The following is a 15,519-nucleotide window of genomic DNA, read 5'->3' as shown; positions in this document are numbered from 1 at the left end:
GGAGGGAATAAAATGAGCATGACTTTTGAAAAGAGAACAGAGAAGACATTTGAAAATGCCCATGAGGAGCTGAAGAAGAATCTCATGGAAAGAGGATTTGGCGTCCTGTGGGAAATGAATTTCAAAGATAAGCTGACGGAAAAAGGATTGGAGTTTCATAAGAATTTTCAAGTGATGGAAGTGTGCAATCCTCCTAAAGCCAAAATTGTACTGGATGCCCATCTGGAAGCGGGCTATATGCTCCCCTGCAAGATGGTGATTTTTGAGAAGGAAGATGGTGTCCACATTGGCATGATGAAGCCTACAAAGCTTGCAGACATCATGGAAGGCATCGACCTTGGCAATGTGGCTCTGGAAGTGGAGAATATCCTCAAAGATGCCATCGAGAAAACTGTATAAAAAGCAAAAAAGAAGTAGCTGTTTCCTTTCCAATTGTTGGAGGAAGCGGCTTCTTCTTTATGGAATATTCAGCTAAAAAGCGGATCCTAGAAGGGTACCCACCACGGATCCATAAAGGATGGAGCGGATGGGGTTTGAAGAGATGGGACAGGTTCCGTCACATCCGATGAAGTAGTAGTAAAGATAGCCTGCAAGGCCTCCTAGAACAATACCCAAAGCAATTTTCATAGCTCTTTTCTTCCTCCGATCCTGTGGGGTCATCTGTTTCTTTTCCATAGTGTTCTCCTTTTTGAGAAAGAAGAAAAGGATGGCGGTACTGTCATCCTTTCATTCTTTATAGGGGAATGTGGGGTTACAACAATCAAACTAAGATACTTTCTCCATGGTGTTCAGGAATTCCTGAATAGGCTGGTTTCCGAGAAGATCATACTGGTCATTGATGACGATCTTCGGTACACCGGACACATTGTGCTTCATGGACAGTTCACCAAAGGTTTCTGCTTCGATCATTTCTGCCTGAATCATGGGATTCATAAGAGCCATCTTATGAGCCTTCTGTACTGCACCTGGGCAATGTGGGCAGGAGAGGGTGATGAAGACTTTGATGTTGATGGGCTTATCGATCTTCATAATTCTTTCTTCCAGTTCTTTTGGCAGCTCACTTTCATTTCCGGATACTTCCAGAAGTGCTGGAATAAAGGAGTTGATTTCGTGGCCTGCTGGAATTCCGTTGAACTTGATGCCTCTGTAGTTCTTGTTGCTGTCTAGAAGCACAATGGATGGTACCATTTCTACACCATATTTCTCTGCAAGTTCTGTGTCTTTGTCCAGATCGTATCGCTTCAGATGGATCTTATCGCTGAGCTCTTCCACTTCCTGCATATAGGATAGGGTCTCTTCGCAGGTGGCGCATTCTCCTTCTTTGGTGAAGAGAGCGATGGTCACATCTCCTTTAAGGTCTGCAAAAATTTCTCTCAGCTGGTCCTGGATTTCTTCATTGAACATTTTCATTAGTATTTTCCTCCGTTATATCTTACTTATTTGGTTGCTTTCGTATTTTCATCCGTGGCTGTTCAGGTATTCATTGACACCAAGAGCGGCTTTGGCCCCATCACTGGCGGCAATAACAATCTGTTTGTAGGGGACGGTGGTGACATCTCCTGCAGCAAAGACTCCGGGAAGACTGGTTCTGTTTTTCTCATCCACCAGGATCTCACCTCGGTCGTTTAGTTCCAGGAGACTTTTAAAGATGCCTGTATTGGGCAGATGACCGATTTCAATGAAAAGGCCGTCTGCATAAAGCTCTTCTTCTTTTCCGGTATCTTTATGAAGGACTCGGATTCCCTTCATGGCTGTTTCTCCAAAAATCTCTTCAATCTGGGTCTCCAGATGCACGCTGATTTTCGGATCATCCTTCAGTTTATCTGTTAAAACCGCATCGGCTCTGAGCTGACTTCTGTGTACTAAGGTCACGGATGTGGCAACTTTTGCCAGATCCAGCGCCGCTTCAACAGCAGAGTTCCCGCCGCCTGCGATGAGGACCTCTTTGTTTTTGAAAAGTGGTGCGTCACAGATGGCGCAGTAGGCAACGCCTTTCCCTGCGTAGAGGTCTTCGCCGGGAACACTAAGATGCCTTGGATTGGATCCTGTGGCAATGAGGATGGTTTTTGCTTTAAACATCTCTCCGGAATATAGCGTCAGAAGATGTTCTTCTCCATCTTTTGTGTATCCCACCACTTCACTGTCGTCTTTGATGGGCACTTCCAGTGTTTCCACATGGCGTAGAAACTCATCAGCAATGGACTCTCCACTCATTTCTTTGATGCCCAGGTAGTTGTCTACCACGGAGGTATCCAGCAGAAGTCCTCCTTTTCGCTTGGTGATGATACCGACTTCCAAGCCCTTTCTCTTGGCGTAGAGGGCTGCATTTAGACCTGCAGGACCTCCCCCAATGACAAGAAGGTCATAGAGGATATCCGGATTCAGTTTTTTTGTGTCTTTTGAGACGGTGCCTTTTTTCAGGTCGATCTGAAATGAAAATGACATGTGCTTGCCTCCTAGTTGTTGCTCTCTGTCCTTTTAAGGGGACAGTACTTGAATAATGATGGTATAAAATAGGCATGGTGTCATGCCTGTCCTTACTTTTCACATACAGTGCTTAGAATTTTACAGATGCTGGATTCCGAAAGGCCACCAAACAGTATACCCAGTTCTTTCAGGGACAGGGTGGAGTTTTTTCGGAACTTTAGAATGAGATCATTTCGGATCTCCTTATCTTTCAGAAGATCTTCCAGGGGAAGTCCTCTTTCCAAGGAAAATTCTTTGAGCTTCACTTCTGCTTCCTTCAGGGTTTCCATGCAGTTTCTGCAGGGAGAAGTGTCTTTTTTGTCCGCGCTCTTTTCTATGGGAGAGATCCAGTCCAGTTTTAAAGGGGATTCTTTGTCATAGGTGCAGTAGCTGTTCCAAAGGGATCCTGTAACGCCATTTTTGTGGAGACTTCTCACCACATCCTCCGCATCTTCGGTCTCTTTCAGCAGTTCACTTTTATAACGGTCTTTGAAAAGCGGTTCCTTCTGATCTTTATATATGGCATAGCCGATGTTGATGCTTTTCATCACTTTGGACATATCCGCACCGTTCAGATCCATGACAAGATGGTACTGGTTGTCTGACAAGAGGCAATAAGCATAAAGCTTGAACTGGAACTGCAGCTGGGCTTTCTTCAGAATCTCCAGAAACTGTGTCCTGTCTTCCTCTTTTTCAAACAGCAGTTTTTGACCACCACCGGACTGGGTGATGTGGAAAGTGCCGTAGGGGTCTTTGATTCGTGCTTTTCTTGCCACTTTGTTCACCTGCCTTCTGGTACTATCCTATCACAATGAAAAACATAATTCAAGTACCGTCCCCGTAACTTTTTGCTTTTTTATGATACAACGCATAGATAAGAGTGAAGGAAGAGATTCAGCAAGTGAGGAGGAATACATATGAGACATCCGAAAGTATATCTTTCACCAAGCAAGCAGCCCCATAACAGCTACGCCGCGGGAAACACCAATGAGGAAAAGGAAATGGTAGAAGTGTCCAGACTATTGAAGGGAATTCTGGAAAAGGACTATGGTATTGATACGGTGCTGGCGGATCTTTCGCTGGATATTGGCATGAATGGCAGGCCAAAGGAGGCGAAAGACAAGGGGTGCAGTATTTATCTGGCCATTCATTCCAATGCGGGAGGAGCAGGAAAAGCAAAAGGAGCTGTCGCGCTTTTTCATCCAGCGTCAAAAGATTCAAAATCCCTTGGTAAAATTTTGGTGGAGGAGCTCAATGGCATCTGTCCCTATGGAAGCAACCGGTCTGAGCCGCTCGTGGATGGCATGAAGGCTTTTCAGGGGAAAGGATTTGGTGAAATCAGAACGCCTTATGAGTACGGGATCACGCCGGTTCTTATGGAGACCAATTTCCATGACCATGTGGACATTGCCAAGTGGATGACAGGGAATAAGGAAGCCATTGCGAAAAGCTACGGAAGAGCCCTGGCGAAATTTCTACAGGTGGAGAAAAAGACAGGAAATAATCAGATCAAAGAATCTGTAAGCCAAGCTGCTGATGAGAGCCCCCTCTACAGAGTTCAGGTGGGAGCTTTCCGAAAGATTGAAAATGCGGAGGAACTGAAAGCCAAGCTTTGGAGTCTAGGTTTTGAAGGATTCATCAGCTGCAGATAAGGATTTCTGTTCGAGTTTAAGACAATAGCAGTGACTTTCTAGAGAAGAAGGGAAAAGGCTTAACTTTTCATGAAAGTACTTCGATAATAGGATAGGATGGGCGAAGAGAAGAAGTGTGATGCTTTTTCGAAGGTGATAAAAACCGTAGAGATGGTATAAAGCAAATTAAACGAAAAGAAATCGGAGAGAATTATGGAAGATATAACAAATTTTGAGCGGCTGAAAGCAAGACAAAAGAGAGTAAAGCTCCTGGTATTCATGGGAGTGTCACTGATACTTACCATGTTCCTTTTCAGCATGATGATGATTACCATCCATAAAATACAGGGAACAGGCAGAGTCATCAATTATACCGGACTGGTTCGAGGGGCAAGCCAGAGGCTCATCAAGAAAGAGTTTACAGGAATTCGGGGTGATGCTGATATGGCTCGACTGGATGAGATCATGGGTGGGTTGACCCATGGAGAAAGCACTTATAATATTACGCCCATCACGAATGAATATTATCGGGAGAAACTGGAAGTTTTAGTATCAGGATGGGACGCACTGAAAAAAAAACATCCTGATTTTCCGGGAGAATCCGATGACGAAGCCTCTTCTTTATGAAAAAAGCGAGCTGTTCTTTACCCATGCGGATCAAGCTGTGGATGCAGCCGAAAGCTATTCAGAAAACATTGCTTCCAGGCTTTTGACCTACGAAATTTTTCTGATCCTCATGCTCAGCGTGATATTAGTAGTCCTTTGTATACAGATCTTTGGAGAAATCAAACTGAATAAGAAGCTCAATGTCATTGCGTATATAGATGTAAATACAGGTCTGCCGAACAGCAGAAGCTGCGAACATGAGCTTTCCAAAGGGGAGATCCTTGGTGAAAAAGAAGCGGTCTGCTGTTTTATGTTTGATCTCAATAACCTCAAAGAAGTGAATGACACGTTAGGACACAGTTATGGAGATCTTCTCATTTCAAGCTTTGCAACCATCCTTCGGCGTGCTGCGCCAAAGGGGATGTTTGTGGGAAGAATTGCTGGTGATGAGTTTATGGGGATTCTACGCAATACAACGGAGGAAGAAATCAATGCTTTCGCAGAGGCTTTAAAAGCCGAACAGATTGCACTGAAGAATAATCCAACAAATTATGCCATTAGTGTCAGTTATGCCATGGGGTATGCTTATTCCAAGGAATATCAGAACAGCAGTCTAAGAAAACTGCTGGATGTTGCGGATATGGAAATGTACAAGGACAAAAAACGCTGTAAAGAGACAAAAAAAGCTTAGATTCAGTAGAATAACCAAAAAAACGCATAAAAAAAACTCTTCTGGTGTAGGGAAGAGTTTTTTTTCATGTATGCGTTAGGGAGATACATATGAAAATAGGTTTGTTGGCGACCTATTTGTTAATACTTTAACATTATTTTATACAAATGTAAAGAGCTAACCAAGAAAAAAACCTGAAATACTGAGGGTTATTCTGTATCATTGTATTCCATTGAGATCAGAACATAAAATACACAGGATGAAAACGTTATTTTATTAACAAAATATTTTTCGATCTCGGAACAGAACTCGAACTTCACAAAACAGTAATATTTTTTGAGTATGATGTAAAGAAACAGTTCCAGATTGTACTTGAATCAATAAAGGAGAGTTATCAGATGGCTCATATAGATCAAAAAATGAATAGACTGGCTTTGGAGAAATCGCCCTATCTCAGACATCATGCGATGAATCCCGTGGACTGGTATCCCTGGGGAGAAGAAGCTTTTGAGAAAGCAAGGAAAGAAGACAAACCGATTTTTCTTTCCATAGGATATGCTTCCTGTCACTGGTGTCAAGTTAGTTAATAACAGTAGTTATTAGTAGCGTAGAATTAGAGTATTTGATGAAATCATAACTGGAAATAGATTTAACAATACAGACTAAAGAGGATTTATTATGATGATAGTATTAAAGCTATAACAGAACAAGCTATCAAAATCTATACAAGATTATCAACTGAAACAGAAAATCAACGATACAGTAGGATTTACTGATGAATAGTATATTTCTTGTATGGCGACACGTTAAAGCTTTTCAAGGTGGAGTAAGGTAAAATGCACATCACACCACGATATTAGACGGGATATCGAGTTAGGTACCTAAAAATTAGATGTGGTGCGAATTGAGGGCTAATATCTTAGTGAAGGTAAAGTGTTTGCAGTACACCGAGGCTGAAAGTCAGCTGAAAAACGTATCATATATATTAACCAGGGTTGATTATCCACTCTTTTATATAGGTGGTAGGAGCAGAATTTCTGCTCTTATTATGACTATATAGGGAGAGTGTTTTATTTTTCTTGAACATTCAAAGTTAGTATTAATTAGTATTATCGTTCTATACATATACGTATGCATCCAGAAGTTAGACTCAAAAAAAAGAGAGCATAAGCTCTCTATTCTGACATCATATTGTGTAATCATGGCACTGCTTTTATTAGCATGATGACTGCGCTGCGAGGGATACCTTGTGAGTCATGAATTACTTCCATTCTTGGATGATAGGATAATGTCATTTTGCCATATGAAAGGTTAAATGATAGCGCAGCAACTTTTGCTAAAACTGCTGCAGATGTTCCTAAGGCTATTAGTTCAACATCATTTCCTTCCTCCAGCATAAATAAAAGAGATGTACACGCTTTAGCAGGCTCGGTGTTTTTCGATAACCTGATTGTCTTTACGTTCTTCATAATTAATACTCCTTCCATAATTAATAGTGCTATTTTTATATAAAGAATCGTTTGGAGTTAATCAAGAATTTTCAATATCAAATTTCAATCTTTCTTTCAGCAATATTTACTCAGAAGCATTTGCAACTCATTGCTTCAACTAACAAGTGTAAATAGGAACGATGAGAAGAGCATTTCCATATTTAGTGTTCCTATTTGATTTTGGAAGTATATTTCATATTTTCTAATGACTATTTTTCTTTAGATTGGTTGTTCAAGGAGTTGGTTACAAAAATAAATGAGTAGAGTTTGATTTTTGCGTATGATGAATGTCGATTGGTAAAAAATAATAGAAGAGCGAAAGCTTCATTCCAACTATGTACCTAAAGAATTACAGAGTATAATTTTAATTAGAGTATTTGAAAAAGAGATATCATACTTTAAGGAAGGTTGGTGTAGGTAATCCAATAATGTTCAATCACACCATATAGAATGTAGAACATCATAGCGAGAGTAATGATTTATGGTATATATTATGATAAAATAGTATAAAGTATTAGTAGTTAATAAGGAGAAGATTACGTCATGTTTGAACTATATTCTATTCGAAATAGCAAAGAGAATTTAAATGATTTTTATGAGTATGACAATTTCTCTAATAAAATAAGGACTCAAATTTTCCTCATACTTGATGAGTATTTATTTAGTTCAAAGTATAAATTAAATGACTATATATCGAGAATATATGAAAAAGAATCAGGAGAAATCATTTTCTCAAGAAAATTTAATGATACTTCAGTTTTTGAAGACTTTATCTATGCTTGTAGTAGTGAAGAATTAATTGATTTTATCGATGTAATTTGTTATTTCATATGGAATTCTTGTGACCTTGTAGAATATGAGGATGAGTACCATCACATAGAATGGACTAAAGACAAAATTGTTTCTGAACTAAATCATAAGTTCAAACAATCTCACATGGGATATGAAATTATCGAAGATAAAGTTGTAAGAGTCGATAATGAACTTCTGCACTTAACTGTTACAAAACCAGCGTTACATTTTTTGAAAGAAAAGGATTTTAAAGGAGCAGAAGAAGAGATATTTAAAGCATTCTCTTATTATACCGATGGTGATTATGAGAATACTGTTTTATTCTCTATGAAAGCATTTGAAAGCACAATGAAAACGATTTGTTTCAATAAAGGATATGCATCAGAAGTGGAAAAGAAAACAGCTAAAGAATTAATAAACATAGTTTTAACAGAAGGTTATGTTCCAGAATACTTACGGACGCACTTATCTGGTCTACGTAGCACATTGGAAAGCGGGTTACCGCCTCTAAGAAATAATAATGGAGGTCATGGACAAGGAGATAGTATACGGGTGGTTTCATCAGAACTTGCAAGCTATGCGTTTCACCTTGCATGTACAAATATTCTATTTTTAGCAAATCTATATGAAAAAGATAATCAGGAAAGTAATGGTATTGTCTAATATAGAAACCCTTAAAAGCAAATTTTTAATATATCTCGGACCTGTTGATACAGGTCCTTTTTAATGTTTAATCATTAATCACAAAAATGATTATTATTGTTATAATTGAAGGTGAGTATATAACTATGGAATTAATAAATGCTGTAGAATTGGTTGATGGAGACACTGAAGATTCCAGAACCTTTGTAAGTGTCCCAATACTTGTACATCATATAGTATATAATTAAATTTAATGATTTAGGTATTATAAGATTATAGGAGGAAAGAAATGAGCGAAGTAGAAGTTTTTGACAGCGGTGTGGAGTTAAGGGCAAATGTTGGGGTGAATATTTCTGAGAAATCAGCAGTCATCTGGAATATTGCAGACATGCTTAGAGGGCTCTATAAGCCTCATGAGTACGGTAATGTAATTATTCCAATGACAGTCATTAAGAGGTTTAATGACTGTTTAAAACCCACAAGAGAGGCCGTATGGAAGAAGTATGAGGAAGTAAAACACTTTGAAGTGAAAGATGGTTTTCTGAAATCCGCTTCAGGATACCAGTTCTATAATGTTAGTAAATTTGATTTCAACACGTTATTAGCGGACCCCAACAATATCGAGGAAAATTTTAGAAGCTACCTTGCTGGATTTTCTGATAATGTTCAGGATATACTGGAAAACTTCAAATTTGATGTAGAGATTAAAACACTGGCTGATAGCGGCAAATTATTCTATGTCATCCAAGAGTTCAATACACAAAAAGCTGATATGAGCCCAGATAAAATTACTTCTGTGGATATGGGATATATTTTCGAGGACCTCATTAAGAGATTTTCTGAAAGCTATAACGAAGAGGCGGGAGCACACTTTACCAGTAGAGATATCATCTACACTATGGTGGACCTTCTTGTGGAATCTGAGAAAGTTTCACTCATCAATGATGGTGTTGTAAAGACAGTCTACGATATGGCCATGGGAACATCCCAGATGCTTGGCTGCATGGATGAAAGACTCACTCAGTTTGATGAGGATGCAGAAGTTACTTCCTTTGGACAGGAAATTAATCCCCAAACCTTTGCTATCGCAAAAGCAGATGCTCTTATTCGTGGAGAAGATGCAGATAATATGAGAAAAGGTGATACCTTAGCAGACGATAAGTTTAGTGGTTACACCTTCGACTTCGTTATTAGTAACCCACCTTTTGGTATTGATTGGAAGTCCTCAAAGCCTGCAGTAGAAAAGGAAGCAAAGACTGGAGACAAGGGTAGATTTGGAATGGGATTACCACCAGTTTCCGATGGGCAGATGCTCTTCACGCTTAATGGCTTAAAGAAGCTGAAAGATACTGGAAGAATGTGTATTGTTCATAATGGAAGCCCGCTCTTTACTGGAGATGCAGGTTCTGGACCATCTGAGATTAGAAGATATATTTTAGAGAATGACTGGCTTGATGCAATCGTTCAGCTTGGCACAGATATGTTTTACAATACGGGTATCACAACGTACTTGTGGGTATTAGACAAGGACAAGCCCTCTTATAGAGCTGGAAAAGTGCAGCTGATTGATGCATCCAATTGCTATGAGAAGAGAAGAAAATCCATCGGAAGTAAAAGAAATGATATCACAGATAAGGCCAGAGAACTTATCATCAACACTTATCTTGAGTTTGAAAATAAAGAGTATCAAGAGGGTGATTTGAGAACTGAATCGAAGATATTTGATACTATAGATTTCGGGTATAACAAAATTGTGATTGAGTCTCCAGAGAAAGATGAGAAAGGAAAGATTGTTCTAAAGAAGGGAAAACCTGTTGCGGATTCAAGTCTTAGAGATACTGAAAATGTGCCACTAACTGAAGATGTTGATTCATACTTTGAAAGAGAGGTAAGGCCATTCAATCCTGATGCTTGGATTGATAAGAGCAAAACGAAAGTTGGTTATGAGATTCCATTTACAAGATATTTCTATAAGTACGTTGCACCTGAAAAATCAGAGGTTATCGCTGAGAGAATTCTGGAAGTGGAGAAGGAACTGATGGCTTCCCTGCGAGCTCTTTTTGAGAAGGAAGGTGAAAAGAGTGAGTAGAGAGATGAAGGATAGTGGAGTCGAGTGGATTGGAGATATTCCTAAATCTTGGAATTCTATAAAAACAAAAAATAAGTATAGATTTAAGAAGGAAATAGTTAATGATAGAGTGAATCAATATGAAAGACTCTCTCTTACTCTTAATGGCGTTTTAAAAAGGTCCAAAGATGATAGCAACGGTCTTCAGCCAGAAAAATTTGAAGGGTATCAAATTCTTAATAAGAATGAGTTGGTATTCAAATTAATAGATTTGGAGAATGTAAACACAAGCAGAGTTGGATTATCTCTGTTTACAGGGCTTGTATCTCCAGCATATATAGTTCTTAATAACGAAATCGAAGCACCATATGGATATTTTTATTATTATTCGATGTGGCAAAGAGAAGTATTTAACCACATTGGTGGAGATGGAGTTAGAAGTGCTCTTAATAAAGGGGATTTGCTGAAGATACCTTATTTGGATGTTCCTCAAGAAGAACAAATCAAGATAGTGAACTATTTGCAGATAAACATAAATAAAATCAATTCCCTGATTAGAAAAACCAAATCCACAATCGATGACTATAAACTCCTCAAACAAGCCATCATCACAGAAACGGTGACAAAAGGATTGGATAAGAATGTGGAGATGAAAGATTCGGGGATTGAGTGGATTGGAGAGATTCCGACGGGATGGGACACTCTAATGTTGGCACAAGTTTTCGCTCAAGTAAAAAATAAGAATAAAGATATACAGGAAACAAACTTACTATCATTAAGTTATGGGAATATTGTAAAAAGGAATATAGAAACTACTGATGGATTACTACCAGAGAGTTTTGATGGTTATAATATTATTGAAGATGGAGATATTGTTCTAAGGTTAACAGACTTACAAAATGACCATACAAGTCTTAGAGTTGGATTATCAAAAGAAAGGGGAATAATCACCTCTGCTTACATTACATTAAGAAAAAAGATAAACGTTAATGAAAAATATTTGTATTATTTCCTACATAGTTTTGATGTTTTCAAAGGTTTTTATGGTATGGGAGCAGGTGTAAGGCAAGGATTGAATTTCTCAGGTTTGAAAAAACTCAAAATAGCAATCCCAACTATTGATGAGCAACAACAGATAGTTAATCATATTGAGATAAGAGCTTCAAAGATTGAGAATTTAATTAATCAAAAAGAAAAGTTGCTTATAGATTTAGAAATGTTCAAGAAGTCACTCATCTATGAATATGTTACTGGTAAGAAAGAAGTCGAGTAAGGGGGAATCTGATTGGAATATAAAGAAATAAGATTTGAGCAAGATATAGAAACCTTCCTGCTCTCACCTGCTGGGGGCTACCAGAAAGGGGATTTAAAGAAGTATGACAAGGATAGAGCCATGGATATGGAAACGCTAATCTCCTTTGTCAAGACCACGCAACCTAAAGAGTGGGACAGATTTGAACGAATGACCGTTTCAGATGTAGAGAAGAAGTTCTTTAAAGCAATCAATGATGCTATAGACAATTTTGGCCTCATACACGTCCTGAGACACGGTTTCAAGTATCGAGGGATAGATTTCAAGGCTGCATACTTCAAACCCGAATCTGAGCTTAATATGAGGCTCTGGGACCTATATAACGAGAATGTTCTTCATGTGACAAGACAGTTCAGGTATTCCACTCAGAATAACAATTCTGTGGACATGGTGTTGTCCTTAAATGGGATTCCAATCGTAGCATTGGAGCTGAAGAATCAGATTACTGGACAGTCCATTGATAACTCAAAGACTCAATATATGTTCGATAGGGACCCCAAGGAGACTGTTTTTCATTTTAACAAGAGAATCCTTGTTTATTTTGGTGTGGACCTCTACAACGTAGTCATGACCACTAAACTGGACGGAAAGAATACGTACTTCCTTCCATTTGACCAAGGAAGTAATGGAGCAGGAGTCAATGGTGGAAAAGGCAATCCGCAAAATCCAGAGGGGTATGCTACAGCCTATTTATGGGAGAAGGTTCTTCAAAAGGATTCCTTACTCGATATCATCCATCGATTCATACATCTTCAAGTGAAAGAAGTGAAGACAGAAAAAGCTGGGAAAGAGAAAATTGAGAAGAAGAAAACGCTTATTTTCCCAAGATATCATCAGCTTGATGTAGTGAAAAAACTCGTTTCCGATGTGAAAGTGTCGGGCAGTGGTAAGAATTATCTCATTCAGCATTCTGCAGGCTCAGGAAAGTCAAATTCCATCGCATGGACTTCCTATAGACTTGCAAGTTTACATAATGAGGATAATAAATCCATTTTTGCTTCAGTTATCATCGTGACAGATAGAAAGGTTCTTGATGACCAGCTTCAGGACACCATATCGAGCTTTGACCATCAGCCTGGATTAGTAGATACCATTGGTGAAGGAAAGACATCCAAGGACCTCAGAGACGCTATAAACGATGGGAAACGCATCATTGTAACAACTCTTCAAAAGTTCCCAGTGATTTATCAGGAGATTGATGCAAATAAAGGCCGTAACTTCGCTATCATAGTGGATGAGGCCCATTCCAGTCAGACTGGACAAAGTGCAATGAAGCTAAAAACTGCTCTTGCAGACACCGAAGAAGCCTTAAGAGAGTATGCTGAGATTGAAGGAAAAGCAGAGGATGAACTTCTCGATGAAGAAGATAAGCTCATTCAGGAAATCATCACTCATGGCAAACATAAGAATCTAAGCTTCTTTGCTTTTACTGCCACTCCAAAGGAAAAGACACTGGAAATGTTTGGAACAGAGGCTCAGGATGGTTCCTTCCACCCATTCCATGTTTACAGCATGAGGCAGGCTATAGAAGAAGGATTTATCCTGGATGTACTGAAGAACTACATGACCTACAGAACATGCTTTAGAATCGCTAAGAACACTCCAGAGAACCCAGAAGTGCCAGTATCCTTAGCTGCTAAAACTGTGAAGAGGTTCGAATCCCTGCATCCACATAATCTTCAGCAGAAAACAGCCATTATCATAGAGCATTTCAGAGATATCACCAAGAATAAGATTAATGGCAGAGCCAAAGCCATGGTTGTAACGGCATCAAGACTTCATGCTGTTCGTTATTATCATGAATTCAAGCGATACATTGAGAAAATGGAGTACACGGATGTAGATATCCTGGTGGCATTTTCGGGAATTGTTAAAGATGGTGAGACAGATTACACCGAAACTGCTATCAATATGAGTAAAGACGGAAACTCAATTGGAGAAAAGCAGCTACCAGAAGCTTTTCATGATGATTTCAATATGTTGATTGTGGCAGAGAAATACCAAACTGGGTTCGATGAACCGCTTCTCCATTCAATGTTCATCGACAAGAAGCTAAAAGGAGTAAAAGCTGTTCAGACGCTCTCAAGACTAAACAGAATACATCCAGGCAAAAATGATACCTTTATTTTGGACTTCGTGAACACCACAGAAGAAATCCAGGAAGCATTTGAACCGTTTTACGAGGAAACGAGCTTGAAAGAAGAGATTGATGTGAATCAGATTTATGTAAGCCAACATAAACTTAGAGATTATCAGCTCTATAACGATGATGACGTGGAGAAATTTGTAAAAATCAACTTTAAACCAGGAAATCAGACGGCAGTAGACCTTGGTAAGATGACCAGTCTTCTAAAACCAGTGGTAGACAGATATAACGACCTAAACGCCAACGATAAGTATATGTTTAGACGTACCATCAGAGATTTCAATAAGTGGTACACCTACATTACACAGATAACAAGAATGTTTGATGTGGCTCTCCATAAAGAGTTTACGTTCACCTCATACTTCTCAAGGCTAATACCAGCCACAGAGATGGAAAAGTTGAACCTTGATGAAAAACTGAAGCTTGAGTTCTATAAGCTTGAACAGACATTTAAAGGGGATATCACGTTGAATCCGAATTCGCCTCCGCTGGACAATGTTCCAACCTTTGTACCAGGGGAAAAAGAGGATGAAAAGAGAGACCTTCTGGAGGAAATCATCAAGAAGATTAATCAAAGGTTTGAGGGCATGTTTAACGACTCAGATAGGGTCATCGTGGAAGCTCTGTACAATAAGATACTTAAGAATGACAAGAACCTTGCAAAACAAGCAAGAAGAAATGACTCGGAAGTATTTGAAAGAAGTATCTTTCCCAAAACCTTTGAGAGAGCGGCCCAAGAAAGCTACTCAGAGTCCATGAAATCTTTCTCTAAGCTCTTCGAAGATAAGGCGTTCTATAACACAGTGATGGAAGTCATAGCAAGAGAAGCCTATAAGAATCTAAGAACACAAAAACACAATTAATAGGGGGTTAAAAATGATAATTGAATTTAGTGACAAAGATGTGGAGAAGGTAAAAGAAGCTCTTACTGCTGCAGGTGTAGCCTATGAGTTAAAAGACTCAGCTTTCGAAAGTTTTGATGGGTCCAATATCCATGATACATTAACCGCGATTTTTGAGAGAAACCCAGAGATGAACGGAGAATTTGTGATGGATGAAGTCTACAGAAGGACTCCTAAAATTGTGGAAAGAATAAGAAAGCAGTGGATGCATGACAAAAGCTATCATATTGAAGACAGCCCACTATTAGAGCTTGAAGAAAAGATTTTTGATGTGTACACTCCATTTATTAAAGAAGAGCTTGAGGAAATCGAAAAAGAAGGACTATAAAAGGATAATTTGATGAACCTCTTTGTAAGAAACTTTATCTTCTTAATTGAGTAGTTTATGTAAATTGGACAATTAGATTAAAATAGTCTTTCTATACACAAATATCTTAATGGGGTCTATTTGAGTGATATTCTTATTTCTTTTGTCTTGCAAGAGAAATGAGAATACAATATAATGAATTTAAAGGGAACCCTGCTCTAACAGGGAACTCATAGCTGAACCGTAGATTACGGGTAGGCACAACAAGATACAAAGCGTCCTGTGATTTCCGTGCAAGTTGATAACAGGACGCTTTTTCGTTACTTCCTGTGGGTTAATGAAGCTGAGAATAGTCCCAAAAGCGGCTATTACCATAACAGATTTACCATACGGATAGATTTAAATATCGTAACGTTAAAAGGAATTTCAATAATTTTAGTGAATAGAAGAAAATAAAACGACCTGGAAACAAGGTCGTTTTTGCTTT

Annotated in this window: 14 protein-coding genes and 1 pseudogene; 10 read left to right on the top strand and 5 right to left on the bottom strand. The window is 38.8% G+C overall.

Going from position 1 to position 15,519, the window contains the following annotated elements:
- Nucleotides 1-12 precede the first annotated feature (12 nt).
- Nucleotides 13-399 carry a DUF302 domain-containing protein gene (locus T487_RS0104065; RefSeq protein WP_031574328.1) on the top strand — a complete coding sequence of 129 codons (387 nt, stop codon included), beginning with the start codon at nucleotides 13-15 and terminating at the stop codon, nucleotides 397-399.
- 72 nt (nucleotides 400-471) lie between these two features.
- Here T487_RS0104065 and T487_RS0104060 read toward each other — a convergent pair whose 3' ends face one another.
- From T487_RS0104060 to T487_RS0104045, 4 genes are all read right to left on the bottom strand, one after another.
- A complete protein-coding gene (locus tag T487_RS0104060) occupies nucleotides 472-675 on the bottom strand; it encodes a DUF6132 family protein (RefSeq protein WP_031574326.1) in 204 nt (67 codons plus the stop codon).
- Nucleotides 676-765: 90 nt separating this feature from the next.
- A complete protein-coding gene (gene pdo / locus T487_RS0104055; RefSeq protein WP_031574323.1) occupies nucleotides 766-1,410 on the bottom strand; it encodes a protein disulfide oxidoreductase in 645 nt (214 codons plus the stop codon).
- Nucleotides 1,411-1,458: 48 nt separating this feature from the next.
- Nucleotides 1,459-2,445 carry an NAD(P)/FAD-dependent oxidoreductase gene (locus tag T487_RS0104050; protein ID WP_051651483.1) on the bottom strand — a complete coding sequence of 329 codons (987 nt, stop codon included), beginning with the start codon at nucleotides 2,443-2,445 and terminating at the stop codon, nucleotides 1,459-1,461.
- A gap of 92 nt (nucleotides 2,446-2,537) precedes the next feature.
- Nucleotides 2,538-3,242: a transposase gene (locus T487_RS0104045; RefSeq protein WP_031574318.1), complete on the bottom strand. Its 705-nt coding sequence runs from the start codon at nucleotides 3,240-3,242 to the stop codon at nucleotides 2,538-2,540.
- 141 nt (nucleotides 3,243-3,383) lie between these two features.
- On the opposite strand from T487_RS0104045, the gene T487_RS0104040 reads away from it, so the two are divergent.
- The 4 genes and pseudogenes from T487_RS0104040 to T487_RS0104030 all read left to right on the top strand — a co-directional run.
- Nucleotides 3,384-4,118, top strand: coding sequence for an N-acetylmuramoyl-L-alanine amidase (locus T487_RS0104040; RefSeq protein WP_031574317.1), 735 nt, complete (start codon nucleotides 3,384-3,386; stop codon nucleotides 4,116-4,118).
- A gap of 192 nt (nucleotides 4,119-4,310) precedes the next feature.
- Nucleotides 4,311-4,724, top strand: coding sequence for a hypothetical protein (locus T487_RS15750; RefSeq protein WP_051651482.1), 414 nt, complete (start codon nucleotides 4,311-4,313; stop codon nucleotides 4,722-4,724).
- The gene (locus T487_RS15305; protein ID WP_051651481.1) at nucleotides 4,702-5,394 is read left to right on the top strand and encodes a GGDEF domain-containing protein; all 693 of its coding nucleotides are present in this window, start codon (nucleotides 4,702-4,704) and stop codon (nucleotides 5,392-5,394) included. The genes T487_RS15750 and T487_RS15305 overlap by 23 nt, the downstream gene beginning before the upstream one ends.
- A 377-nt stretch (nucleotides 5,395-5,771) precedes the next feature.
- A pseudogene (locus tag T487_RS0104030) lies at nucleotides 5,772-5,954 on the top strand (DUF255 domain-containing protein); the annotation flags it as partial.
- Nucleotides 5,955-6,572: 618 nt separating this feature from the next.
- On the opposite strand, the gene T487_RS0104025 reads toward T487_RS0104030, so the two are convergent.
- Complete coding sequence (locus T487_RS0104025) at nucleotides 6,573-6,842, bottom strand: hypothetical protein (RefSeq protein WP_031574314.1); 270 nt, start codon at nucleotides 6,840-6,842, stop codon at nucleotides 6,573-6,575.
- Nucleotides 6,843-7,406: 564 nt separating this feature from the next.
- On the opposite strand from T487_RS0104025, the gene T487_RS0104020 reads away from it, so the two are divergent.
- The 5 genes from T487_RS0104020 to T487_RS0104000 all read left to right on the top strand — a co-directional run bounded on the left by T487_RS0104020 (nucleotide 7,407) and on the right by T487_RS0104000 (nucleotide 15,053).
- Nucleotides 7,407-8,318: an STM4504/CBY_0614 family protein gene (locus tag T487_RS0104020; RefSeq protein WP_031574312.1), complete on the top strand. Its 912-nt coding sequence runs from the start codon at nucleotides 7,407-7,409 to the stop codon at nucleotides 8,316-8,318.
- Nucleotides 8,319-8,586: 268 nt separating this feature from the next.
- On the top strand, nucleotides 8,587-10,386 hold the full coding sequence (locus T487_RS0104015) for a type I restriction-modification system subunit M (RefSeq protein WP_051651480.1): 1,800 nt from the start codon (nucleotides 8,587-8,589) through the stop codon (nucleotides 10,384-10,386).
- A complete protein-coding gene (locus T487_RS0104010) occupies nucleotides 10,379-11,638 on the top strand; it encodes a restriction endonuclease subunit S (protein ID WP_051651479.1) in 1,260 nt (419 codons plus the stop codon). Before T487_RS0104015 ends, T487_RS0104010 begins: the two co-directional genes overlap by 8 nt.
- Nucleotides 11,639-11,650: 12 nt before the next feature.
- The gene (locus T487_RS0104005) at nucleotides 11,651-14,686 is read left to right on the top strand and encodes a type I restriction endonuclease subunit R (RefSeq protein ID WP_031574305.1); all 3,036 of its coding nucleotides are present in this window, start codon (nucleotides 11,651-11,653) and stop codon (nucleotides 14,684-14,686) included.
- A gap of 13 nt (nucleotides 14,687-14,699) precedes the next feature.
- Nucleotides 14,700-15,053 carry a hypothetical protein gene (locus T487_RS0104000; protein ID WP_031574302.1) on the top strand — a complete coding sequence of 118 codons (354 nt, stop codon included), beginning with the start codon at nucleotides 14,700-14,702 and terminating at the stop codon, nucleotides 15,051-15,053.
- Nucleotides 15,054-15,519 lie beyond the last annotated feature (466 nt).

The organism is Proteiniclasticum ruminis DSM 24773, assembly GCF_000701905.1.
In the GTDB taxonomy this organism is placed as follows: Bacteria; Bacillota; Clostridia; order Clostridiales; family Clostridiaceae; genus Proteiniclasticum; species Proteiniclasticum ruminis.
Note: the sequence above shows the minus strand (reverse complement) of the source record. Positions and strands in the feature narration are given on the sequence as shown.

Coding starts and splice junctions, on each gene's coding strand:
- T487_RS0104020 (WP_031574312.1), top strand. CDS start 7,407: ATGTTTGAACTATATTCTATTCGAAATAGCAAAGAGAATTTAAATGAT.
- T487_RS0104015 (WP_051651480.1), top strand. CDS start 8,587: ATGAGCGAAGTAGAAGTTTTTGACAGCGGTGTGGAGTTAAGGGCAAAT.
- T487_RS0104000 (WP_031574302.1), top strand. CDS start 14,700: ATGATAATTGAATTTAGTGACAAAGATGTGGAGAAGGTAAAAGAAGCT.
- T487_RS0104040 (WP_031574317.1), top strand. CDS start 3,384: ATGAGACATCCGAAAGTATATCTTTCACCAAGCAAGCAGCCCCATAAC.
- pdo (WP_031574323.1), bottom strand. CDS start 1,410: ATGAAAATGTTCAATGAAGAAATCCAGGACCAGCTGAGAGAAATTTTT.
- T487_RS15305 (WP_051651481.1), top strand. CDS start 4,702: ATGACGAAGCCTCTTCTTTATGAAAAAAGCGAGCTGTTCTTTACCCAT.
- T487_RS0104065 (WP_031574328.1), top strand. CDS start 13: ATGAGCATGACTTTTGAAAAGAGAACAGAGAAGACATTTGAAAATGCC.
- T487_RS0104025 (WP_031574314.1), bottom strand. CDS start 6,842: ATGAAGAACGTAAAGACAATCAGGTTATCGAAAAACACCGAGCCTGCT.
- T487_RS0104060 (WP_031574326.1), bottom strand. CDS start 675: ATGGAAAAGAAACAGATGACCCCACAGGATCGGAGGAAGAAAAGAGCT.
- T487_RS15750 (WP_051651482.1), top strand. CDS start 4,311: ATGGAAGATATAACAAATTTTGAGCGGCTGAAAGCAAGACAAAAGAGA.
- T487_RS0104050 (WP_051651483.1), bottom strand. CDS start 2,445: ATGTCATTTTCATTTCAGATCGACCTGAAAAAAGGCACCGTCTCAAAA.